Annotated in this window: 21 protein-coding genes; 17 read left to right on the top strand and 4 right to left on the bottom strand. The window is 40.0% G+C overall.

Going from position 1 to position 25,030, the window contains the following annotated elements; genetic code table 11:
- Position 1 precedes the first annotated feature (1 nt).
- From O3611_RS07515 to O3611_RS07460, 12 genes are all read left to right on the top strand, one after another.
- A complete protein-coding gene (locus O3611_RS07515) occupies positions 2–1,768 on the top strand; it encodes an ABC transporter ATP-binding protein (protein WP_371608242.1) in 1,767 nt (588 codons plus the stop codon).
- Between the two features lie 297 nt (positions 1,769–2,065).
- Complete coding sequence (locus O3611_RS07510; RefSeq protein ID WP_371608241.1) at positions 2,066–2,755, top strand: gamma-glutamyl-gamma-aminobutyrate hydrolase family protein; 690 nt, start codon at positions 2,066–2,068, stop codon at positions 2,753–2,755.
- Positions 2,756–2,924: 169 nt separating this feature from the next.
- Complete coding sequence (locus O3611_RS07505) at positions 2,925–4,274, top strand: glucose-6-phosphate isomerase (protein WP_006155638.1); 1,350 nt, start codon at positions 2,925–2,927, stop codon at positions 4,272–4,274.
- Between the two features lie 131 nt (positions 4,275–4,405).
- Positions 4,406–5,866, top strand: a complete 1,461-nt coding sequence (gltX, locus tag O3611_RS07500; protein ID WP_371608240.1) for a glutamate--tRNA ligase — start codon at positions 4,406–4,408, stop codon at positions 5,864–5,866.
- 694 nt (positions 5,867–6,560) lie between these two features.
- Positions 6,561–7,775: a pyridoxal phosphate-dependent aminotransferase gene (locus O3611_RS07495; RefSeq protein ID WP_045762715.1), complete on the top strand. Its 1,215-nt coding sequence runs from the start codon at positions 6,561–6,563 to the stop codon at positions 7,773–7,775.
- A 253-nt stretch (positions 7,776–8,028) separates the two neighbouring features.
- A complete protein-coding gene (locus O3611_RS07490; RefSeq protein ID WP_315640449.1) occupies positions 8,029–8,613 on the top strand; it encodes a DUF2625 family protein in 585 nt (194 codons plus the stop codon).
- Between the two features lie 1,101 nt (positions 8,614–9,714).
- A complete protein-coding gene (locus O3611_RS07485; protein WP_045763088.1) occupies positions 9,715–10,329 on the top strand; it encodes a YesL family protein in 615 nt (204 codons plus the stop codon).
- On the top strand, positions 10,307–11,980 hold the full coding sequence (locus O3611_RS07480) for a sensor histidine kinase (protein ID WP_315640450.1): 1,674 nt from the start codon (positions 10,307–10,309) through the stop codon (positions 11,978–11,980). The genes O3611_RS07485 and O3611_RS07480 overlap by 23 nt, the downstream gene beginning before the upstream one ends.
- Before the next feature lie 2 nt (positions 11,981–11,982).
- Entirely contained in the window at positions 11,983–13,269 is a 1,287-nt protein-coding gene (locus O3611_RS07475; RefSeq protein WP_371560251.1) for a response regulator, read from the top strand.
- Between the two features lie 61 nt (positions 13,270–13,330).
- Positions 13,331–13,864, top strand: coding sequence for an ABC transporter permease (locus tag O3611_RS07470; protein ID WP_371560253.1), 534 nt, complete (start codon positions 13,331–13,333; stop codon positions 13,862–13,864).
- A gap of 75 nt (positions 13,865–13,939) precedes the next feature.
- The gene (gene nrdI, locus O3611_RS07465) at positions 13,940–14,407 is read left to right on the top strand and encodes a class Ib ribonucleoside-diphosphate reductase assembly flavoprotein NrdI (protein ID WP_371560255.1); all 468 of its coding nucleotides are present in this window, start codon (positions 13,940–13,942) and stop codon (positions 14,405–14,407) included.
- 70 nt (positions 14,408–14,477) lie between these two features.
- The gene (locus O3611_RS07460; RefSeq protein WP_000040887.1) at positions 14,478–14,687 is read left to right on the top strand and encodes a hypothetical protein; all 210 of its coding nucleotides are present in this window, start codon (positions 14,478–14,480) and stop codon (positions 14,685–14,687) included.
- Positions 14,688–14,720: 33 nt separating this feature from the next.
- Here the strand turns inward: O3611_RS07460 and O3611_RS07455 are convergent, their stop codons facing one another.
- Both O3611_RS07455 and argS read right to left on the bottom strand, forming a co-directional pair.
- Positions 14,721–14,969 carry a hypothetical protein gene (locus tag O3611_RS07455; RefSeq protein WP_000084856.1) on the bottom strand — a complete coding sequence of 83 codons (249 nt, stop codon included), beginning with the start codon at positions 14,967–14,969 and terminating at the stop codon, positions 14,721–14,723.
- A gap of 462 nt (positions 14,970–15,431) precedes the next feature.
- The gene (gene argS / locus O3611_RS07450) at positions 15,432–17,123 is read right to left on the bottom strand and encodes an arginine--tRNA ligase (protein ID WP_311522980.1); all 1,692 of its coding nucleotides are present in this window, start codon (positions 17,121–17,123) and stop codon (positions 15,432–15,434) included.
- Between the two features lie 143 nt (positions 17,124–17,266).
- Between argS and argR the strand changes: the two genes are divergently transcribed.
- Together argR and mutS are read left to right on the top strand one after the other, a co-directional pair.
- Positions 17,267–17,713, top strand: a complete 447-nt coding sequence (argR, locus tag O3611_RS07445; RefSeq protein ID WP_001231485.1) for an arginine repressor — start codon at positions 17,267–17,269, stop codon at positions 17,711–17,713.
- A gap of 199 nt (positions 17,714–17,912) precedes the next feature.
- Positions 17,913–20,447, top strand: a complete 2,535-nt coding sequence (mutS, locus tag O3611_RS07440; protein WP_371608239.1) for a DNA mismatch repair protein MutS — start codon at positions 17,913–17,915, stop codon at positions 20,445–20,447.
- 40 nt (positions 20,448–20,487) lie between these two features.
- On the opposite strand, the gene O3611_RS07435 is transcribed toward mutS, so the two are convergent.
- Positions 20,488–20,946: a DUF3021 domain-containing protein gene (locus O3611_RS07435; protein ID WP_371608238.1), complete on the bottom strand. Its 459-nt coding sequence runs from the start codon at positions 20,944–20,946 to the stop codon at positions 20,488–20,490.
- On the bottom strand, positions 20,943–21,383 hold the full coding sequence (locus O3611_RS07430; protein WP_371608237.1) for a LytTR family DNA-binding domain-containing protein: 441 nt from the start codon (positions 21,381–21,383) through the stop codon (positions 20,943–20,945). Before O3611_RS07430 ends, O3611_RS07435 begins: the two co-directional genes overlap by 4 nt.
- A gap of 342 nt (positions 21,384–21,725) precedes the next feature.
- Between O3611_RS07430 and rpsL the strand changes: the two genes are divergently transcribed.
- From rpsL to fusA, 3 genes are all read left to right on the top strand, one after another.
- Complete coding sequence (gene rpsL / locus O3611_RS07425) at positions 21,726–22,142, top strand: 30S ribosomal protein S12 (RefSeq protein ID WP_001142333.1); 417 nt, start codon at positions 21,726–21,728, stop codon at positions 22,140–22,142.
- A gap of 19 nt (positions 22,143–22,161) precedes the next feature.
- Positions 22,162–22,632, top strand: coding sequence for a 30S ribosomal protein S7 (gene rpsG / locus O3611_RS07420; RefSeq protein WP_000087876.1), 471 nt, complete (start codon positions 22,162–22,164; stop codon positions 22,630–22,632).
- 273 nt (positions 22,633–22,905) lie between these two features.
- Positions 22,906–24,987, top strand: a complete 2,082-nt coding sequence (gene fusA, locus O3611_RS07415; protein ID WP_000090332.1) for an elongation factor G — start codon at positions 22,906–22,908, stop codon at positions 24,985–24,987.
- The last annotated feature ends 43 nt before the right edge of the window (positions 24,988–25,030 follow it).

The raw sequence follows: 25,030 nt of genomic DNA, 5'->3' as shown, positions 1-25,030 counted from the left end.
GATGAAGACATTTGAATTTTTTTGGAACTATTTTAAAGTTTACAAGACATCCTTTATCGTTGTCATTGCTATGATTATCATTGCAACGGTAGCCCAAGCCCTCTTTCCAGTATTTGCAGGTCAAACAGTCACAGAGCTGGCTAACTTGGTTATAGCCTATCAAAATGGTAACCCAGATATGGTTTGGCAAAGTCTCCTAGGACTCATGGTCAATCTTGCCTATATTTTAATCGTTTTAGTAGTTTCTAGTCTTATCTATATGGTCTTGATGAGCCGCATTATTGCCGAATCGACAAATGAGATGCGTAAGGGACTTTTTGGCAAGCTTTCTCGCTTGACGGTTTCTTTCTTTGACCGCCATCAAGATGGGGATATCCTGTCACGTTTTACCAGTGATTTAGATAATATTCTCCAAGCTTTCAACGAAAGTTTAGTGTCTGTCATGACAAATATTGCCCTTTTTATTGGCTTGCTGATTGTCATGTTTGTAAAAAATGTCACTCTTGCTTTGATTACAATTGCTAGCACTCCGATAGCTGTTATTATGTTGATTGTCATTTTGAAATTGGCAAGAAAATATACCAATCTCCAACAGAAAGAAGTTGGGAAGCTCAATGCTTATATGGATGAGAGTATTTCGGGTCAGAAAGCCGTTATTGTTCAAGGTATTCAAGATGATGTGATTGCAGGTTTTGTTGAGCAAAACGAGCGTGTCCGTAAAGCAGCCTTTAAGGGCAGAATGTTTTCAGGAATTCTCTTTCCTGTCATGAACGGAATGAGCTTGGTCAACACAGCTATTGTTATTTTTGTCGGTTCAGCTGTCTTACTAAATGATCAGAATATCGAGACAGCAACTGCTCTGGGTTTGATTGTCATGTTTACCCAGTTTTCTCAGCAATATTACCAACCCATTATCCAATTAGCGGCGAGCTGGGGAAGTTTGCAACTGGCCTTTACAGGTGCAGAACGTATCCAAGAAATGTTTGATGCAGAAGAAGAAATTCGTCCTCAAGATGCTCCAGTTTTCACAGAATTGCGAGAGGGTGTGGAGATTCGCAAGGTAGACTTTTCCTACCTGCCAGGAAAACCCATTTTGAAAGATGTCAGCATTTCAGCGCCAAAAGGGAAGATGATTGCGGTTGTTGGTCCGACAGGGTCAGGGAAAACAACCATCATGAACTTAATCAATCGTTTTTATGATGTGGATGCAGGTAGTATCAGCTTTGATGGAACAGATATTCGCGAGTTTGATTTAGACAGTTTGCGAAGCAAGGTGGGAATTGTTCTACAGGATTCTGTTTTGTTTAGCGGAACTATTCGTGACAATATTCGATTTGGAGTACCAGATGCCAGTCAGGAAATGGTCGAAGCAGCAGCTAAGGCTACACACATCCATGACTACATCGAAAGCCTGCCAGATAAGTATGATACTTTGATTAATGATGACCAGAGCGTCTTCTCAACCGGTCAGAAGCAGTTGATTTCTATTGCTCGTACCTTGATGACAGATCCACAGGTCTTAATCTTGGATGAGGCAACATCAAACGTGGATACTGTAACAGAAAGCAAGATTCAAAATGCCATGGAAGCAATTGTAGCAGGAAGAACTAGTTTTGTGATTGCTCACCGCTTGAAAACCATTCTCAATGCGGATCAGATTATTGTTCTTAAGGATGGTGAGGTTATCGAACAAGGAAATCATCACGAATTACTCAAGCTTGGAGGCTTTTACTCCGAACTGTATCACAATCAATTTGTATTTGAATAATACTCTTCGAAAATCTCTTCAAACCACGTCAGCGTCCATCTGCAACCTCAAAATAGTATTTTGAGCTGCCTTCGTCAGTTCTATCCACAACCTCAAAACTGTGTTTTGAGCAACCTGCGGCTAGCTTCCTAGTTTGCTCTTTGATTTTCATTGAGTATAAGCAAAAAAGTTGTCCTAATTTTGGGCAACTTTTTCTGATAAAAAAATTTTATCACGGACTTAAAAAATACATATTAGACAGGAGTGGGCAAGGATGATAAGATAAGATTATCAATGGACAAGGAAAGGAAATCAGTGATGGCAAGAACAGTTGTTGGAGTAGCGGCAAACCTATGTCCTGTGGACGCAGAAGGAAAAAATATTCATTCATCAGTCTCTTGTAAATTTGCTGAGAGTATTCGTCAGGTTGGCGGACTTCCTTTGGTCATTCCGGTTGGTGATGAGTCGGTGGTCCATGACTATGTAGAAATGATTGATAAACTCATCTTGACTGGGGGACAAAATGTTCATCCTCAGTTTTATGGTGAGGAAAAAACAATTGATAGCGAGGACTATAACCTAACTCGCGACGAGTTTGAGCTAGCTCTTCTACAAGAAGCCTTGCGTCAGAACAAGCCAATCTTAGCCATTTGCCGTGGTGTTCAGCTTGTCAACGTTGCCTTTGGTGGGACACTCAATCAGGATATTGAAGGTCATTGGCAAGGCCTACCTTTTGGGACTTCACATTCCATTGAGACAGTGGATGGCAGTGTAGTGTCTAGATTATTTGGTAAAGAAAGTCAGGTTAATTCAGTGCATCGTCAGAGCATTAAAGATCTGGCACCCAATTTCCGTGTGACAGCTGTGGATCCACGTGATCAAACTGTTGAAGCAATTGAATCCATTGATGAGCACCGTATTATTGGTCTCCAGTGGCATCCAGAATTCTTGGTCAATGAAGAAGATGGCAACTTAGAATTATTTGAGTATTTATTGAATGAATTGTAACGACTAGAAATTTAGTCGTTTTTTTATTCATAGTTTACGAATCTTTATAGAATTGTATTTTTACGCAAACGTTTGAATTGTGATAAAAATTGGAAATTTTTAGTATAAAAACTTGAAAAAATTGTTAGTAAGCGTTATGATAGAAAAGAAGAAATTTTGGAGGAATACTATGTCACATATTAAATTTGATTATTCAAAAGTATTAGACAAATTTGTTGCACCACATGAAGTGGAATACATGCAAGCACAAGTTACAGCAGCAGACGAATTGATCCGTAAAGGAACTGGTGCTGGTAGCGACTTCTTGGGTTGGTTGGACCTTCCTGAAAACTACGACCGCGAAGAATTTGACCGCATCTTGAAAGCTGCTGAGCAAATCAAATCAGACAGCGATGTTTTGGTTGTTATCGGTATCGGTGGATCTTACCTTGGTGCTAAAGCAGCAATTGACTTCTTGAACCACCATTTTGCAAACTTGCAAACAAAAGAAGAACGTAAGGCTCCACAAATCCTTTACGCTGGAAACTCAATTTCATCTACTTACCTTGCTGACTTGGTAGAGTACGTTTCAGATAAAGATTTCTCAGTAAACGTGATTTCTAAATCAGGTACAACAACTGAACCAGCGATCGCTTTCCGTGTCTTCAAAGAACTTTTGGTTAAGAAATACGGACAAGAAGAAGCTAACAAACGTATCTACGCAACAACTGACCGCCAAAAAGGTGCTGTTAAGGTTGAAGCAGATGCTAACGGTTGGGAAACATTTGTTGTTCCAGATGATATCGGTGGACGCTTCTCAGTATTGACAGCAGTTGGATTGCTTCCAATCGCAGCCTCAGGTGCAGACATCAAAGCCCTTATGGAAGGTGCTAACGCAGCTCGTAAAGACTACACTTCAGATAAAATCTCTGAAAATGAAGCTTACCAATATGCTGCAGTGCGTAACATCCTTTACCGTAAAGGTTATGCAACTGAAATCTTGGTAAACTACGAGCCATCACTTCAATACTTCTCAGAATGGTGGAAACAATTGGCTGGTGAGTCAGAAGGAAAAGACCAAAAAGGAATTTACCCAACTTCAGCTAACTTCTCAACAGACTTGCACTCATTGGGTCAATTTATCCAAGAAGGAACTCGTATCATGTTTGAAACAGTTGTCCGTGTGGACAAACCACGTAAGAACGTGATTATCCCTACTTTGGAAGAAGATCTTGATGGACTTGGCTACCTCCAAGGAAAAGACGTTGACTTCGTAAACAAAAAAGCGACTGACGGTGTTCTTCTTGCCCACACTGATGGTGACGTACCAAACATGTACGTAACTCTTCCTGAGCAAGATGCCTTCACTCTTGGTTACACAATCTACTTCTTCGAATTGGCTATCGCCCTTTCAGGTTACTTGAATGCCATCAACCCATTTGACCAACCAGGTGTTGAAGCTTACAAACGTAACATGTTTGCCCTTCTTGGTAAACCAGGATTTGAAGAATTGAGTAAAGAACTCAACGCTCGTCTATAATAGGATATAAAAAGGGTGGTTTTACCACTCTTTTTGCTTTTTCTCGAAAAGAGAAATTGGACTCTGGCACGACTTGTGATATAATATAGAGAGCAAAAAGGCAGACGCCTAGAGACTTTATAGGAGAAAATATGTCAAAAGATATTCGTGTGCGTTATGCACCAAGTCCAACAGGACTATTACACATCGGTAATGCCCGTACAGCATTGTTTAACTACCTTTATGCACGTCATCATGGTGGAACTTTTATTATCCGTATCGAAGATACTGACCGTAAGCGCCACGTCGAAGATGGAGAACGTTCACAGCTTGAAAACCTTCGCTGGTTAGGCATGGATTGGGATGAAAGCCCAGAAACACATGAAAATTACCGCCAGTCTGAACGTTTGGACTTGTATCAAAAATACATCGACCAATTGCTAGCTGAAGGAAAAGCCTACAAATCTTATGTTACAGAAGAAGAGTTGGCAGCTGAACGCGAACGCCAAGAAGCAGCTGGCGAAACACCACGCTACATCAATGAATACCTTGGTATGAGCCAAGAAGAAAAAGCAGCTTACATCGCAGAACGTGAAGCCGCAGGTATTATCCCAACTGTTCGTTTGGCAGTTAATGAGTCTGGTATCTATAAGTGGCATGATATGGTCAAAGGTGATATCGAATTTGAAGGTGGCAATATCGGTGGGGACTGGGTTATCCAAAAGAAAGATGGCTACCCAACTTACAACTTTGCCGTTGTGATCGATGACCACGATATGCAAATTTCTCATGTTATTCGTGGAGATGACCACATTGCTAATACACCAAAACAACTTATGGTTTATGAGGCACTTGGTTGGGAAGCTCCAGAGTTCGGTCATATGACCTTGATCATCAACTCTGAAACTGGTAAGAAGTTGTCTAAACGTGACACCAACACCCTTCAGTTCATCGAAGATTATCGTAAGAAAGGCTACCTGCCAGAAGCAGTCTTTAACTTTATCGCTCTTCTTGGCTGGAACCCTGGTGGAGAAGACGAGATCTTCTCTCGTGAAGAACTCATTAAGCTCTTTGATGAAAACCGCCTCAGCAAGTCTCCAGCAGCCTTCGACCAGAAGAAAATGGACTGGATGAGCAATGAGTACATTAAGAATGCGGACCTTGAGACTATCTTTGAAATGGCTAAGCTATTCCTCGAAAAAGCAGGACGTTTGACAGACAAGGCTAAAAAATTGGTGGAACTCTACAAACCACAAATGAAGTCAGTTGACGAAATCGTTCCATTGACAGACCTTTTCTTCTCAGACTTCCCAGAATTGACAGAAGCTGAACGAGAAGTCATGGCTGGTGAAACAGTGCCAACGGTACTTGAAGCCTTCAAAGCCAAGCTTGAAGCTATGTCAGATGACGAGTTTGTGGTAGAAAATATCTTCCCACAAATCAAAGCAGTCCAAAAAGAAACAGGTATCAAAGGGAAGAATCTCTTCATGCCAATCCGTATCGCTGTTTCAGGTGAGATGCATGGTCCTGAATTGCCAGATACCATCTACTTGCTTGGACGTGAAAAATCAATCCAACACATTGAAAAAATGTTGGCTGAAATTGCGAAATAATCTGGCGAAATTAAATTTCGTTCTAGATATTTGTAGAAGTAAAAACTGAGAGAATCACATGGTTCTCTCTTTTCTATTGCCAAAGCAGAATCATATTTAATTAATACTCTTCGAAAATCTCTTCAAACCACGTCAGCTTTATCTGCAACCTCAAAGCCGTGCTTTGAGCAACCTGCGGCTAGCTTCCTAGTTTGCTCTTTGATTTTCATTGAGTATAAATTTTTAAGTGACGCTTTAAAAAGAGTTCTTTTTATATGTACTTATTTGAAAATGCAAAAGTTTTAGTGTATAATACTAAGTGACAGGGCAAGGGAAAGAAGTCAGTGATATGGTAAAATTCTTTACAAACAGACTCGAATTAGCCCAGACATCGTCTATGTTGTTTGTTGAGTCGACTTATTTTTTCTTTGCGTTTTGCTGGACACAGGAAGAAATTCATGAGTTCATGCAACTATCATCCATAACGATGCCTTCGTTTTCGATTCGAAGTTTATATGCGAGACTTTAGATTTAGATGTATGTCTTACTAGAGGTGCATATTTTTCTCTTTCTTCTCCCAAAAATAGAAAGAAATCGACCTTGCTCTGTTTACCTTGCGTTAAGCAAGGTTTTTTTGTGGAATAGTAGTGGGCGATTTACGATTTTTCTATCAAGTGGTATAATATTAACTATCCTGATGAATTGAGGAACTCAAATGAAAGAATTTAACAAATCAATCAAATTAGAGCATGTGGCTTATGATATTCGTGGACCAGTTCTTGAGGAAGCCATGCGTATGCGAGCAAATGGAGAAAAAATCCTCCGTTTGAATACAGGGAACCCAGCTGAGTTTGGTTTTACCGCACCAGATGAGGTTATCCATGATTTGATTATGAATGCGCGTGATAGTGAAGGTTATTCAGATTCAAAAGGTATCTTTTCAGCCCGCAAAGCTATTATGCAGTACTGTCAGCTCAAAAAATTCCCAAATGTAGGTATTGATGATATCTATCTTGGAAATGGTGTTAGTGAGCTAATTGTTATGTCCATGCAAGGTCTCTTGGACAATGGCGATGAAGTCTTGGTTCCAATGCCTGACTACCCACTTTGGACAGCTGCAGTTAGCTTGGCTGGAGGAAATGCCGTTCATTACGTCTGTGATGAAGAAGCTGAATGGTATCCAGACCTAGATGACATTAAGTCTAAGATTAGTTCAAATACTAAGGCTATCGTTTTAATCAATCCAAATAATCCAACGGGAGCCCTCTATCCCAAAGAACTCTTGTTAGATATTATTGAGATTGCTCGTCAAAATGACTTGATTATCTTTGCAGATGAAATCTACGACCGTATGGTTATGGATGGCAATGTCCACACACCAGTAGCTAGTTTGGCTCCAGACCTTTTCTGTGTTAGCATGAATGGTCTGTCTAAATCGCACCGTATCGCTGGTTTCCGTGTGGGTTGGATGGTCTTGTCTGGACCTAAACATCATGTAAAGGGCTATATTGAAGGTCTCAACATGCTTTCAAACATGCGCCTTTGTTCCAACGTCTTGGCTCAACAGGTTGTTCAAACTTCACTCGGTGGTCACCAATCGGTGGACGAATTGCTCTTGCCAGGTGGTCGTATCTACGAGCAAAGAAATTTCATTTATAATGCCATTCAAGATATTCCTGGTTTGTCAGCGGTTAAACCTAAAGCGGGTCTTTATATCTTCCCTAAAATTGATCGCAATATGTATCGTATCGATGATGATGAACAGTTTGTTCTTGATTTCTTGAAGCAAGAAAAAGTACTTTTGGTTCACGGACGAGGCTTTAACTGGAAAGAGCCAGATCACTTCCGTATCGTTTATCTGCCACGTGTAGATGAGTTAGCCCAAATCCAAGAAAAGATGACCCGTTTCTTGAAGCAGTATCGTAGATAAGAACGATCTAGGTTTCGAGTACAATCAGCAAATTTTATCTCAGAGAAATCAAATGTTTTGATGATTTTAACATTGTTTCTCTGAGTTTTTTCATGTTTTTAAAAAATGTATTGATTATCTGCAATATCCTGAGAAGTTTGAATCTGTTGATTTAGATAATGAAGTATCTGCGATTGAGCTTCTTTAATGTTGTGCATATAAATAAAAATGAAGCAAGAGTGAAAAATTGAATGGGATAGGGTAGACGAATAAAATGTTAACTACGAAAAAGATTATTGCAGAATTTGATAAAAGTTCTAATGATATTAAATTCCTTGAATTTAACAAAAAACTAACGGATAGTATAGAAAGACCACAAGAACTGAAGTTTATCTTAGAACATTTTTCTTATGTAACTGTGAATGGTTATTTAAAAATCTTGGGGAATGATTCAGAGAATGGATTCAGCTACTGTAATGAATTGTTTTCAAAATGTTATAACTCGAGTCGTTGTTTGATAGCTTATGATATCTTGGGTGGTCTATTTGCAATAAATATTGAAAAATTAAATGCAATAGAATATTTCGCTCCCGATACATTAGAATGGGAGGATTTGGAGATAGATTATAAGGACTTTTTATTTTGGGTGACGACAAATCAGTTAGACACATTTTATCAAGAACTGATAGTACCAGATTTGTTCACATTAGATTTATCGCTTGAATCAAATGAAGTTGTTTTGACCTATCCTTTTATTTGGTCAATGGAGTACACTCCATCAGGTGCAGATAGAAAAATAGTTCCCTTTAAAGAATTGTTAGAAATGAATGCTGATTTTTATAGACAGTTAAGGATGTGATAAATAAAGGGTACAATGCATGAAAAAGATATTTGAAATTAGTACATACAGTAAAATAGTATTAAATGGGAAATAATCATTAATGTAAACTGTTATTATTAAAGGCTTCCAAAGCAAAAAGCTTTTTTGTATAAATGTGTATTACGAATGTGTGACTGATAGACAAACATTAAAATATATGATAAACAAAAATAGAAAAAAATTAAAAGGAGAATTCTTATGTCAGCAATTTCATCAGTGGGCCTCACCTATTGCTTGACAAAAGAAGAAGGCAAATAGTGTAGATAACAAGTCTCACAATGAAATGAGGTCGGGCAAAAAGTCTTTAAAATAAAAGAAAAGCATATTATTAGATGTTTAAAAACCGTGATTTAACGCGATTCTTGAATTTTAAAATTTCGATGTATTGCAATAAAAATTAACCGAAAAACTACATTCTTTGTGAAATAAATTAGATGTTCGGATATATAGAGAAACGCTCTAGACAATATGACTAGAGCGTTTTTGTGTTGTTTTAAGAACGCATATAAATTTTAGTAACTTGTTATTTATTTTATCAATGTACATTTGGCAGAAAAAAAGAACACAGGACGAACTAATTCCTGTATTCCTAAAATAACTTAGAACAGAAATGACAATGCCGCAATTAATGCTATTATAGTGCAAATTATTTTTCCGACTTTTGCATGTTGTTTGAACAATTTATCAGAGAAAAGACTCAAAATAAGAGCAATCCAAAACACGGTAGTTCTTAAAATAAAAATAGTCATGGTCCATACTCCTTTCGTTATTTTACCAAGCCAATAATTAAGTTGAATAGCAATGAACTAATCTTCAAATATGTCCATCTGTCCTGGAGAAAGGTTTATTCTTTGATTATTAATCGGTTTCTCTATCTATCTTTATTATAGTACAAATACCTTTATTAAACAACTATATACTTATTCATTTGTACACCTTTGACAAGGATGGATGCTTACTTCGGACTTGCTACTAAAAAGGTAGCAAGTTCAACTCTCACTACCTTTTCTATCCTCTTCTTTTTTGAGAGCGCTTGAAATATGTTATAATAGTTCTAGATTATTTTTTTGGAGGCAAACCGTGGGAAATTTTATTGAGCTAGTCTTTCATCGTTTCTTTTTGGGGATGATTGCAACGGCTTATTTTTGGTTATTGACACTAGCAGGAGGTGTGGTTTTTGGTATAGCACCAGCTAGTGCGACTATCATGAGTTTATTTGCAGAACATGGCTATTCTTACCGTGCCTATGGTTTTAAAGAGGCTTGGACTCTTTATAAGAGCAATTTTGTAAAAAGCAATCTCAGTTTCTACACCTTTATGGGACTTGACTTGATCTTGATTTATGGTTTGTATCTCATGATCCAATTGCCGCATCAGACCATTATCCACTTGGCAGCAACCTTTCTAAATATTTTTTTGGTAGCCCTGGTATTTTTGGCTTATACAGTTTCTCTAAAATTACAAGTTTATTTTGACTTATCCTATCAAAATACCTTAAAGCTTGCCTTTATCGGAATTTTTATGAGCTTATCAGCAGTGGCTAAAGTTCTTCTTGGTAGCGTCTTGTTAGCCATTATTGGGTTTTATATGCCAGCCCTTATCATTTTTGTAGGGATTGGTATGTGGCATTTCTTTATTAGTGATTTATTGGAGCCTGTTTATGAAAGCATTCATGAAAAATTGGCGTCCAAATAGGATGAAACAGTTTTGGCTTCATTCACTCCTTCGAACCTATACTTGGGTGATGATTGTCATCATTGCTAGTTTTGCCCTGTTGATTTCCTATGTGAACTGGGATAGTCGAGAAAAAGAAGCAAGACAGGTTTCCCAGCGGGTCTTGACTCGGACAGTGAGTGAGGTTGAGTATTACTATCGAGAATCAGCGCGTTCAGCCCAAAGTTTAGTAGATAATCAAGCGCGAATCGAGGGAATCTATAAGTATTTTAGCCTCAGTACACCGGATTATTTCTACTGGCAACTGGAGCGTAAAGCATCGCCCTATATTTCGGTATCCATTTATGAAAATATCGATGACCTCTATGTGCGCAATGATTTTGTAACGGGTGTAGCCTTTGTCTTGCAAGACTCAACAGAAGTTTATGTATCGAAGAGGGACAATCGTAGTGGTTACAAGGTTTCTGCAGATGCCTTTAAGCCAGATGCCAATAGTTTCGCCATTCCCGTATCCGATCCAGTATCGGATCAAGCTCTTGGTGTTATTTATGTCTCTGTATCTTCCGATGTTTTTTATAAGGCTATTGACAATACCAGAGGAAATATCCCAATTGCTGTGAGCATCACCTCTCCTTTTGAAACGGATATGTTTCACCAAGGTGAAAAAAGTAATCGAGAGGAATGGTTGCAAGATGAGACAGCTCATGGTTATCAGGTTCAGGTTGCAGTTCCGAGGGATTATGTCCTTAGTGGGAGTATCTCTAGTTCGATTTTTATTCTTGCTTTGAGTCTCCTCTTTATCGTTATTTTATATGTAACCTTGAAAAAAACATTTTCGAAGTATCAAACCCAAGTTGTTGACCTAGTGGAAACAATCCATGATATTGCGGAGGGGGAACAAGGCAAAAGAATTGATCTTAAGAAGAAAGATCAGGAATTACTTTTAATCGCTGAAACGACAAATGACATGTTGGACCGACTGGAGAGAAATATCCACGATATTTACCAGCTGGAGCTGAGCCAAAAAGATGCAAATATGCGCGCCCTACAAGCTCAGATAAATCCACATTTTATGTATAATACTCTGGAGTTTCTACGGATGTACGCGGTCATGGAAAACCAAAATGAACTAGCGGATATTATCTACGAATTCAGTAGTCTCCTGCGTAACAACATCTCTGACGAACGAGAAACAACATTAAAGCAAGAAGTGGAATTTTGTCGGAAGTACAGTTATCTCTGTATGGTGCGTTATCCAAAATCCATTGCTTATGGATTTAAGATTGACCCTGGATTGGAAGAAATGCGCATTCCAAAATTCACCCTCCAACCCTTGGTGGAAAATTATTTTGCCCACGGAGTCGATCATCGACGTACAGATAATGTGATCAGTATCAAGGCTTTGAAAAAAGAAGGATATGTCGAAATCTTGGTAACCGATAATGGGCGTGGAATGCCTGCTGATAAGCTAGCAGAGATCCAGGACAAATTAGCTCAGAGAACCTTTGAACATACGGTGGATTATAGTGGGAAACGCCAGTCCATTGGGATTGTCAATGTGCATGAGCGCTTTGTACTCTACTTTGGCGACCGCTATGATATCAATGTAGAATCAGTTAAACAAGAAGGTGTTCGTTATCGAATTACTATTCAGGATGAGGAGAAAGGATAAAGATGTATAAAGTACTATTAGTGGACGACGAGTACATGATTACCGAAGGTCTCAAGCGTTTGATTCCTTTTGATAAATGGGATATGGAAGTCGTCGCTACAGCCAATCATGCTGACGACGCTCTTGACTATGTCCGAGAACATCCTGTGGATATTGTGATATCTGACGTCAACATGCCTGACAAGACAGGGCTTGAGATGATTGGGGAGATGAAGGAGTTGTTGCCAAATGCTTACTATATCCTCCTTTCAGGCTATCAAGAATTTGACTATGTAAAAAAAGCCATGAATCTCAATGTCGTTGATTATCTGGTCAAACCAGTCGATAAGGTTGAGCTTGAACGCTTGCTTGAAAAAATTGCCAGTCAGCTTGGTGAACAATCTCATGAGCCAGAAATATTGAGTCAGCAACTAGATGAAGAAGCATTCAAGGCTCATCTCAGCCAAAAAGAAAATTGGTGGATCGGACTTTCCAAGGAAAAACAAGGGAATTTTGTCATTCCTTACTACGTTCTGGGGCAAGATTGGCAAATTATCCTTGCAGATCAGGAATTTGAGGGCTTGTTGCTCATGCCTTTTGAAGCCCTTTATCAAGCCAACTTTGAAAAATGGAAGCGTGATGTTGAAAAGACACTCTTTTATGGTTCGGTCAATTTAGATCAGTCTGAAAGTCTCTTTTCTTACTACGAACCCATTTATCGAGTGATCATCCAGGGAAATCTTCAGCAGATTATTGATGAATTGACCTTGCTTGAGAAGATTGTCCTTGAAAATACACCAAGGGTATCCATTACCAAGCAGCTCTTTACCCAGTTTGTCATGGATGTTTTCCATCTTTTTGAACATCTGAAAGCAGACGACATGACAGATATTGTCAAGAACATTCATGCTATTACAACTTTTGAGGATTTAGTCGCTTATACCAAGGAGACCTTGACATCCTTCTTTGGTCAATACCGCATGAATGAAAATGTAGTTAGTGTGCTTGAAGTCATTGGTAGAGACTACAAAAAAGAACTTTCCCTCAAGGATATCAGTAAGGATCTCTTTATCAATCCCGTTTATTTGGGACAGCTAATCAAGAAGGAAACCAATTCCACCTTTGCTGAGCTTCTCAATAAGCAACGCATTAAGGCTGCCCAGCAGCTCTTGCTATCTACTAATGATAGTATCGAGGATATTTGCTATACGGTTGGTTACAGTAATGTTGGTTATTTCTATAAGGTCTTTCGAAAGCTGTGTGGGAAGTCTCCTAAAGCCTACCGTAAACAGGTGGAAGCAAACTTATAAGATTTGTTTTGCTTGTTAAAATATGCTATAATAAACTAAAAAACATAAGGGGGTTGCTTTGATGAAAAAGAAACCAATCTATCTATGGGTATTACTGATTTTTTCAGCCTTACTCTCAGCAATGTCACTATTTGGAATCATATCTCCAGTACCTACTGCGGAGGGTATGAGCAATCTAGAAACATCAGCATCAGGTGTTAATGCTACTTATGCTAAGGAGCTCGTTGATTACACCATTAAGGTATCGGAGCATGGCCATTCTGTCTTCAGCATTCTCTTGGTTGTCTTATCTGTTATTCTAGTTGTTGTGGCTTTGGTTTTCCTTATTCGTAAAAACCTTCAATTGGCTAACTACACTTATCTTGGTTATATCTTCGTTGCCATCGTTGGTTCTATCTACAACTTTATCGGCGTTCAGGATGCGGTTTCACTTTTTACAGATCCTAACATCCGTATGGGAGCGGAGCTTGGTGCCAAAGGTTCAGCCATTTTTGGGATCGTACTCAATGTTATCTTCCTAGCAATCGTCTTCTATAAAATGTGGCGTCAGCAAAAAGAATTAACAGAAGCTCAAGAAGAGGAAGAACTGGCCTAAGAGTTGACAAAGGATAACTATCAAGATACAATCTTGGTAGTTATTTTTTTGAATTCAAAAAAGAAGGAGGAGAGCATGAAAAAAATTTCCTTAGTCTATATCAGTCTGAGTGGGAATACCGAAAGTTTCGTCACACGTCTGAAGGCATACCTTTTAGAACAGTATGGGAACATTGAAGTGGAAAAGATCCATATTAAAGATTTGGTCAAGGAGGGAGAGAATTTCTTTGAGATGACCAATCCATATGTCGCTTTTCTACCAACTTATCTAGAAGGTGGCAATGGAGTTGACAATGGTGATGTGGAGATTTTGACCACTCCAGTAGGCGACTTTATCGCTTACGGTGACAATGCCAGCAAGTGTTTTGGTGTCGTAGGATCAGGCAATCGGAACTTTAACAACCAGTACTGTTTGACGGCTAAACAATACAGCCAACGCTTTGGTTTCCCTGTTCTAGCTGACTTTGAGATGCGTGGAATGCTGGGAGATATTAAAAAGGTTGCAGGAATTATCGCGGAACTCTATGAATTAGAAGTTTTGTAAGAGGCTAGATTTTCTGAGGAAGAGTTTTATTCCATGAATAAAGGATTTACTTAAAAAGGGGACAATCGAAATGAGTAAACTACAGAAATCATTTTTAAAGTATATAAAACGCAAACCAAGCTTCAAGGATATTATGCTTTGCAGTGCTTTGCTACTCTTAGCGATTGCTCTGCTACTGTTCTCTGAGAAAATTTTTGATGAAGATGCAGCACCATTTGGAACCATGGTATCCTTAGGGATTGTTATCCTGGTAGAAATCTTAGCTGTCAGAAATAAATAAAAAGACTCGAGAAATGCATCTCGAATCCTTTTTTTATTTTCTGATGTCTTCAACAATTTCTTTTGAAATCATAATTCCCAAACGATATCCTTTATTGATGTAGTCGATGACATCGTTGATGTTTTCTGTTGTTTGAATCTTTTCCTTGATAGTAGCGCGAAAAGATTCATCCTTTAACAGCTGTTCTTGTAGAAGTCTTTGTAGTTTTTCCTTTTCGTATTTGTTGATGAGAAAAAGAGCGACAAGACTGATGACAACTAAAATATAAGCATATTGGCTCATAAAATCTCTCCCTAAGTGATAAAGAAATTAATAGCAAGAGAAAAGCGAAAAAGATTTTTCGCTTTTCAAGTAATGACAATATAGAAATTAGGCAAGTGATCGCTAATCTAAAATAGTAGATGTAATGAACTCCGCCCCTAGTACCAAATAAAAGTCCGTAGAGGTTTAGGATCGGTTGCTTAGATCGCTCTGCAATTCAGTAACATTAAGATTGCTACATGAACCTAACCAAATCGATGTTATTGTTTATATGAATTAGTGAAGCGCCTAGCCAAATCCCTTATAGGATTTGGCGTTAGTTATTTAGACTGCATTACAATAAAGTGATTAAAAGCCTACGACATGAGCCTAACCAAATCGATATTATTTGGTTAGGTGAATTAGTGAAGCGTTTAGGCAATTCGCCATATAGCGATTGCCGTCAAGAGACTAGGAACTTTAGTTCCAGTCTCTTGTAACGAATCACATCTTCTCTGGTGCCTCTACACCCAGCAGACGAAGTGCTTCTTTGAGGACAACTGCTGTTGCATAGCTAAGAGCTAGGCGACTGTCGCGTTCTGGACTTTCATCCAAAATACGAGTGTGAGCGTAGTATTTATTGAAGGCTTGAGCCAAGTTGATTGCAAATTTAGCAATGATAGAAGGTTCAAAGTTATCTGCCGCACGGTTGATAATACGTGGGAAATCTTGGATGAGTTTAATGATTTCCCAGCTTTCAGGATCATTCAAGCTATAGTTGGCAGCTGTTTCTGGTTTGAAATCTGCTTTGCGTAAGATAGATTGGATACGAGCGTAAGCATATTGAACGTAAGGTCCAGTTTCCCCCTCAAAGGATACCATAGCCTCTAGGTCGAAATCGTATCCATTTGTACGGTCGGTCTTGAGGTCATAGAATTTAATGGCTCCAACCCCAACAGCATGCGCTACCTGGTCTTTATTTTCCAGTTCAGGATTTTTAGCCTCGATTTGGGCCTTGGCACGGCTAACTGCCTCTGCAACAGTAGGCTCTAGTAAGATGACATTCCCTTTACGAGTAGAGAGTTTCTTCCCTTCTTTTGTAACCAAACCAAAAGGAACATGAGTAATGTCTTCACTCCAGTCGTAGCCCATTTCTTTCAAGACAGCTTTGAGCTGTTTAAAGTGGGCAGATTGCTCTTGACCAACGACATAGATAGATTTGGCAAATTGGTATTCGTTTTTACGGTAAAGGGCTGCAGCCAAGTCACGTGTAATATAGAGAGTTGCACCATCAGATTTCTTGATAAGGGCTGGATGTTCAATTCCGTATTTCTCAAGATTGACAACTTGGGCCCCTTCTGACTCAACAAGAAGTCCTTTTTCAGAAAGAATGTCTACAACTGCATCCATCTTGTCATTGTAGAAGGCTTCCCCGTTGTAGCTGTCAAATTCGACTTGCAATTCATTGTAAAGGCGGTTAAATTCCACCAAACTTTCATCACGGAACCATTGCCAAAGTGCGAGAGCTTCCTCGTCTCCATTTTCCAGTTTACGGAACCATTCGCGTGCTTCTTCATCCAAACTTGGGTCATTTTCAGCTTCAGCATTGATACGAACGTAGAGTTTAAGAAGTTCATCAATTGGATGAGCTTTTACAGCCTCTTCGTCGCCCCATTTTTTGTAGGCAACAATCAGCATTCCAAACTGTTTACCCCAATCTCCCAAATGGTTGACCTTGACTGTTTGATAACCGATTTTTTGGAAAATATGTGACAAGCTATCTCCGATAACAGTTGAGCGTAGGTGGCCAATAGAAAATGGTTTAGCGATATTGGGACTAGACATGTCGATAACAACATTTTCTTGTTTGCCAATAGTTTGGTCAGCATAGTGTTCTTTTTCAGTGATAACAGCTTGCAATACTTGAGCAGAAATGGCAGATTTATCAAGGAAAAAGTTGACGTAAGGTCCTGTTGCAACAACCTTTTCAAAGGCTTGGCTGTTAATTTTTTCAGCCAGTTCAGCCGCAATCATTTGAGGTGCTTTACGTTCGACTTTTGCAAGTGAAAAAGCAGGGAAAGCAATGTCTCCCATTTCTGAGTTTTTAGGGGTTTCCAGTAAATTTAAAATAGCCTCTTGATCCAGACTGTCAATGACGCTAGCCAATTCGCTAGCGATCAATTGTTTTGTATTCATTATAAACTCCTTTGGACTTTTCTTCTATTTTATCACAATTTTGAGGAATGATAAGAATTTTTTTTGAAATATTCAGTTTTTTTGGTATAATGTTCTTATTAAATAGTTGTAAAATGTTATAAATATTCACTAGAGAGGATGTTATGAGAAAAAGAGAACGTCATCAGTTGATCAAGCAGATGATCACTGAGGAAAAATTAGGGACTCAAAAAGAGATCCAGGATCGGTTGGAAGCACGCAATGTTTTTGTGACGCAAACGACCTTGTCGCGTGACCTTCGCGAACTGGGCTTGACCAAGGTTAAGAAAAATGATAAGGTCTACTATGTACTAGCAAATGAGACAGAGAAGATTGACCTGGTTGAGTTTTTGTCCCATCATTTGGAAGGTGTAGCAAGAGCTGAGTTTACCTTAGTTTTGCACACTAAATTGGGTGAAGCCGCAGTTTTAGCCAATGTTGTCGATGCCAACAAGGATGAATGGATTTTAGGAACAGTTGCGGGTGCCAATACTCTCTTGGTAATCTGCCGAGATCAGCATGTTGCTAAACTCATGGAAGATCGTTTGTTAGATTTGATGAAGGATAGATAAGGAGGCTGGGACAAAAGTCCTAGCCTCTCAATTGCCTTTGGATTGTCGAGCAAGACGCAGTGGTTGAGTGGGTTCTACTACGCTAATTTCATCAGCTTTTACAACCCTACTCAACTGTGCGGAGGTGGGACGACGAAATCGAATTCTAACGAATTACCGATTTCTGTCCCACTCTCTATTTTTAACAAGGAGAGAATGGATGATGACAGAAAAATTATCACCTGGCATGCAACAGTATGTGGATATCAAAAAACAATATCCAGATGCTTTTTTGCTCTTTCGTATGGGTGATTTTTATGAGTTATTTTACGAAGATGCAGTCAATGCTGCCCAGATACTAGAAATATCACTAACCAGTCGCAATAAGAATGCTGACAATCCTATTCCCATGGCTGGAGTTCCTTATCACTCAGCACAACAGTACATTGATGTCCTAGTGGAGCGTGGCTACAAGGTTGCCATTGCTGAGCAGATGGAGGATCCTAAGCAGGCAGTAGGGGTTGTTAAGCGCGAGGTTGTGCAGGTGATTACCCCTGGTACAGTCGTTGACAGCAGTAAACCAGATAGTCAAAACAACTTTTTGGTGGCTATCGACCGTGACGGTCAGCAATTTGGTTTGGCATACATGGATCTAGTGACGGGTGATTTCTATGTGACAGGTTTATTGGATTTTACCCTGGTCTGTGGTGAAATCCGAAATCTTAAGGCCAGAGAAGTTGTCATTGGCTATGCTTTAACTGAAGAGGAAGAACAGATTCTCAGCCGTCAAATGAATTTGGTACTTTCCTATGAGCAAGAATCATTTGAAGACATCCATCTACTGGATCCATGCTTGGCGCCTATTGAACAATCTGCCAGCAGTAAGCTTCTTCAGTATGTTCATCGGACTCAGATGAGAGAGCTCAACCACTTGAAGCCAGTTGTCCGTTATGAAATTAAGGATTTCTTGCAGATGGATTATGCAACCAAGGCAAGTTTAGATCTAGTAGAAAATGCTCGTTCTGGCAAGAAACAAGGGAGTCTTTTCTGGTTACTAGATGAAACCAAGACTGCCATGGGGATGCGACTCCTACGTTCTTGGATCCACCGTCCCTTGATTGATAAGGATCGTATCCTTGAACGTCAGGAGGTTGTACAGGTCTTTCTGGATTATTTCTTTGAGCGTAGTGATTTGACGGAAAGCCTCAAGGGAGTCTACGATATCGAGCGTCTGGCCAGTCGCGTTTCTTTCGGGAAAAGCAATCCTAAAGACCTCTTGCAATTAGCGACTACCTTGGCCAGTGTTCCAAGGATTCGCACAATTTTAGAAGGAATGGAGCAACCAGCTCTAGCTTATCTGATTGAACAACTGGATGCTATCCCTGAGTTGGAAAGTCTTATTAGCGCAGCCATTGCGCCTGAAGCTCCTCATGTCATTACAGAAGGTGGCATTATTCGGACGGGCTTTGATGAGACCTTGGACAAGTATCGTCGGGTACTGAGAGAAGGAACTAGCTGGATTGCTGAAATTGAGGCTCAGGAAAGAGAAAACTCTGGCATCAGTACGCTCAAGATTGACTACAATAAAAAAGACGGTTACTATTTCCATGTCACCAACTCGCAGCTAGGTAATGTACCAGCCCACTTTTTCCGTAAGGCTACGCTGAAAAATTCAGAACGCTTTGGGACAGAGGAGTTGGCGCGTATCGAGGGAGAAATGTTAGAGGCGCGTGAGAAGTCAGCCAGCCTTGAATATGAAATCTTTATGCGTATCCGTGAAGAAGTTGGCAAGTATATCCAACGTCTACAAGCCCTGGCCCAAGGAATCGCTACTGTCGATGTCTTACAAGGACTAGCGGTGGTAGCAGAAAATCAGCACTTGATCCGCCCAGAGTTTGGTCAGGATTCGCGAATTGACATTCAAAAAGGTCGTCACGCTGTCGTTGAGAAGGTCATGGGAGCCCAAACCTATATTCCCAATAGTATCCAAATGGGTGAAGATACTAGCATCCAGCTGATTACAGGGCCTAATATGAGCGGGAAGTCAACCTATATGCGTCAGCTAGCTATGACAGCAGTTATGGCCCAGATGGGTTCTTATGTACCAGCAGAACGCGCCCACTTGCCAATTTTTGATGCAATTTTTACCCGTATTGGGGCAGCAGATGACTTGGTGTCTGGTCAGTCCACCTTTATGGTCGAGATGATGGAGGCCAATAATGCCATTGCGCATGCGACTGAGAAATCCCTCATTCTCTTTGATGAGCTAGGACGGGGAACTGCAACTTATGATGGGATGGCTTTAGCTCAGTCCATCATCGAATATATCCATGAGCACATCGGAGCCAAGACCCTCTTTGCAACTCACTATCATGAATTGACTAGCTTAGAATCTAGTCTGGAACATCTGGTTAATGTCCACGTGGCTACGCTTGAGCAAAATGGACAGGTTACCTTCCTTCACAAGATCGAAGCAGGACCAGCTGATAAATCATACGGTATTCACGTAGCTAAGATTGCAGGTTTACCGACAGATTTGCTAGTAAGGGCAGATGCAATATTAACGCAATTAGAGAACCAAGGTCAGGAAAGTCCTGCTCCAATGAAACAAACACATGCAGTTTCTGAACAAATTTCCCTATTTGACTCGGCGGAAGAAAATCCTATTCTAGCAGAATTGGCTAAAGTAGATGTGTACAATATGACACCGATGCAGGCCATGAATCTATTGTTAGAATGGAAACAAAAATTATAAATCAAAACCCACTCAGTCCTGTGAGTGGGTTTCTGTTGTACTATTTCTTCTGAGCCAATAATTGGTTGATATGGGCAACCTTCTTTGATTCTCTTTTATAGAGAATCGCCCAGATGATGAGATAGACGATGGCAAACTCTGGGATGAGTTGAAGGATGAAAGTCCAGCGAAGTGGAAACCAACCTGCCAGAATTGCTAGAGGAACAAAACCTAATAGCATGAGGAAGAAGTGAGTGACAGTCGCACGAAGAAGGCTCCAGTCTTTGGCAAAGAGACGGCTACCAAAACTAAAGAGGACTCCGATAGCTGCCCAGATAATCGTAGAGTAGAGTAAGACCAGAGAACCATGGGCTTGATGCTCTCTCATGAATTGACCAACGGGAGATTCAGGGCTGAGAGGTGCGTAGTTGCTTGGTGAATAGATAAAAGAAAAGATAATAGATAGGATGAGGCCGATGAGGATACCAGTTGTGGCATCGTGGAAAATTTGTTTTTTCATAGTTCTAATTTCTCCTTTATGGTTTGGAGGTAACGACGAGATGAGTAGGTGAAACTGTCATTTTTTAGATAGATTTCAATCAAGCCGTTAGAGGTTAGTTTTAGATGGTTGATAGCATCAATGTTGACAATTTCAGATTGGGAAATTTGGATAAAGGAAGCAGGCAAAATGTCAACTGCTTGATAGAGACGGATATCAAGAGTATATGTCTGCTGATCAGTCTCGGCTAAGACCTTCCGATTTTCAATATAGATTCGTTGAATCTTACCAATCTGAATCAGGTAAACCTGATCTTGGAATTTTCCTTTCAGAGTTTCGTTTTGATCCAGTGATTGAACAAAGTTTTGAACTTTTTGAACTCTAGGTGACAAAGATGGTGCTTCTATGATGATTTGTTCTTCGGCGTATTGTTGATCAATGTCAAGTCTAACTTTCATAATTTCTCCTTTATAAATTTGTAATAGAGATCTCTTGCTTACAAATCTATTAAACATCATTTTGTTGACAATTACAAGAAGCTTTGTCTATGTGGTCGGTTGAAGAGTCTATCTGGTAGGCGAGCGTTTTCAACTAAATTTAAGAGCAAAGAAGTCAAAAAATAAGAAGAAATATATTGACAAAAATAGAAAAAACGTGGTACAATAATAGACGGTACTTTTTACTTTTGGTCTCTCAAGAGTGTACAGGGACGTGCTGACAAATGTTGCAAAAGTACACACAGATGATAGCTGTCACCAAGTGTATCATCACCAAAAATAAAAAAACACAGGAGAATGTAGATGCCTACAATTAACCAATTGGTTCGCAAACCGCGTAAATCAAAAGTAGAAAAATCTAAATCACCAGCTTTGAACGTTGGTTACAACAGTCATAAAAAAGTTCAAACAAACGTTTCTTCACCACAAAAACGTGGTGTTGCAACTCGTGTTGGAACAATGACACCTAAAAAACCTAACTCTGCCCTTCGTAAATTTGCTCGTGTACGTTTGAGCAACCTTATCGAAGTTACTGCCTACATCCCAGGTATCGGACACAACTTGCAAGAGCACAGTGTGGTGCTTCTTCGCGGTGGACGTGTAAAAGACCTTCCAGGGGTACGTTACCATATCGTCCGTGGTGCACTTGATACTGCAGGTGTTAACGATCGTAAACAAGGCCGTTCTAAATACGGTACTAAACGTCCGAAAAAAGCATAAGGAAAGGGGATAAAGAGAAATGAGTCGTAAAAATAGAGCTCCAAAACGTGACGTATTGCCAGATCCGCTTTACAATTCACAATTAGTTACTCGTCTTATCAACCGCGTTATGCTTGACGGTAAACGTGGTACAGCTGCTTCAATCGTTTACGGTGCTTTTGAACAAATCAAAGAAGTTACTGGTAACGATGCACTTGAAGTATTTGAAACAGCTATGGAAAACATCATGCCTGTACTTGAAGTACGTGCACGTCGTGTTGGTGGTTCTAACTACCAAGTCCCAGTTGAAGTTCGTCCAGAACGTCGTACAACACTTGGACTTCGTTGGTTGGTAACAATCGCTCGCCTTCGTGGTGAACACACAATGCAAGACCGTCTTGCAAAAGAAATCTTGGACGCTGCTAACAACACTGGTGCAGCAGTTAAGAAACGTGAAGACACTCACCGTATGGCTGAAGCTAACCGTGCCTTCGCACACTTCCGTTGGTAAGATTAAGATACTAAGGGCGTTAAAAAAGCGACTGAAAATTAGGAAGCTTGACGAAGAATCAACGATTCTAGGAAAGCTTATCTATTTTCCGAGCTTTTAGCCCGGGTTCAATTTAGCTCGGTCAGCTCTTAGCTACAACTCAACTTACCATTTCGTAAGTTGAAACCAACAATAACATGAAAACATTGAGAACGGGTGGGTCCTGCCTATCCGTTTTTATTGAAATCGTGTTATAATAGAATAGAAATAAAAAATATAGGAGAAACAAACCTCATGGCACGCGAATTTTCACTTGAAAAAACTCGTAATATCGGTATCATGGCTCACGTCGATGCTGGTAAAACAACTACAACTGAGCGTATCCTTTACTACACTGGTAAAATCCACAAAATCGGTGAAACTCACGAAGGTGCGTCACAAATGGACTGGATGGAGCAAGAGCAAGAACGTGGTATCACTATCACATCTGCTGCGACAACAGCTCAATGGAACAACCACCGCGTAAACATCATCGACACACCAGGACACGTGGACTTCACTATCGAAGTACAACGTTCTCTTCGTGTATTGGACGGTGCGGTTACAGTTCTTGACTCACAATCAGGTGTTGAGCCTCAAACTGAAACAGTTTGGCGTCAAGCAACTGAGTACGGAGTTCCTCGTATCGTATTTGCCAACAAAATGGATAAAATCGGTGCTGACTTCCTTTACTCAGTAAGCACACTTCACGATCGTCTTCAAGCAAATGCACACCCAATTCAATTGCCAATCGGTGCTGAGGATGACTTCCGTGGAATCATCGACTTGATCAAGATGAAAGCTGAAATCTATACTAATGACCTTGGTACAGATATCCTTGAAGAAGATATTCCAGCTGAATACCTTGACCAAGCTCAAGAATACCGTGAAAAATTGATCGAAGCAGTTGCTGAAACTGACGAAGAATTGATGATGAAATACCTCGAAGGTGAAGAAATCACTAACGAAGAATTGAAAGCTGGTATCCGTAAAGCGACTATCAACGTAGAATTCTTCCCAGTATTGTGTGGTTCTGCCTTCAAGAACAAAGGTGTTCAATTGATGCTTGATGCGGTTATCGACTACCTTCCAAGCCCACTTGACATCCCAGCGATCAAAGGTATCAACCCAGATACAGATGAAGAAGAAACTCGTCCTGCATCTGATGAAGAGCCATTTGCAGCTCTTGCCTTCAAGATCATGACTGACCCATTCGTAGGTCGTTTGACATTCTTCCGTGTTTATTCAGGTGTTCTTCAATCAGGTTCTTACGTATTGAACACTTCTAAAGGTAAACGTGAACGTATCGGACGTATCCTTCAAATGCACGCTAACAGCCGTCAAGAAATCGACACTGTTTACTCAGGTGATATCGCTGCTGCCGTTGGTTTGAAAGATACTACAACTGGTGACTCATTGACAGATGAAAAAGCTAAAATCATCCTTGAGTCAATCAACGTTCCAGAACCAGTTATCCAATTGATGGTTGAGCCTAAATCTAAAGCAGACCAAGACAAGATGGGTATCGCCCTTCAAAAATTGGCTGAAGAAGATCCAACATTCCGCGTTGAAACTAACGTTGAAACTGGTGAAACAGTTATCTCTGGTATGGGTGAGCTTCACCTTGACGTCCTTGTTGACCGTATGCGTCGTGAGTTCAAAGTTGAAGCGAACGTAGGTGCTCCTCAAGTATCTTACCGTGAAACATTCCGCGCTTCTACTCAAGCACGTGGATTCTTCAAACGTCAGTCTGGTGGTAAAGGTCAGTTCGGTGATGTATGGATTGAATTTACTCCAAACGAAGAAGGAAAAGGATTCGAATTCGAAAACGCAATCGTCGGTGGTGTGGTTCCTCGTGAATTTATCCCAGCGGTTGAAAAAGGTTTGGTAGAATCTATGGCTAACGGTGTTCTTGCTGGTTACCCAATGGTTGACGTTAAAGCTAAGCTTTACGATGGTTCATACCACGATGTCGACTCATCTGAAACTGCCTTCAAGATCGCTGCATCTCTTGCACTTAAAGAAGCTGCTAAGACTGCACAACCAGCTATCCTTGAACCAATGATGCTTGTAACAATCACTGTTCCAGAAGAAAATCTTGGTGATGTTATGGGTCACGTAACTGCTCGTCGTGGACGTGTAGATGGTATGGAAGCACACGGTAACAGCCAAATCGTTCGTGCTTACGTTCCACTTGCTGAAATGTTCGGTTATGCAACAGTTCTTCGTTCAGCATCTCAAGGACGTGGTACATTCATGATGGTATTTGACCACTACGAAGATGTACCTAAGTCAGTACAAGAAGAAATCATTAAGAAAAACAAAGGTGAAGAATAATTCATCGACACTTTAAAAGAAGTCACTTTGTGGCTTCTTTTTC

Origin of the sequence: Streptococcus sp. 27098_8_91 (genome assembly GCF_041432385.1) — a bacterium.
Taxonomy (GTDB): Bacteria; Bacillota; Bacilli; order Lactobacillales; family Streptococcaceae; genus Streptococcus.
This window is presented reverse-complemented; position numbering and strand designations above follow the sequence as displayed.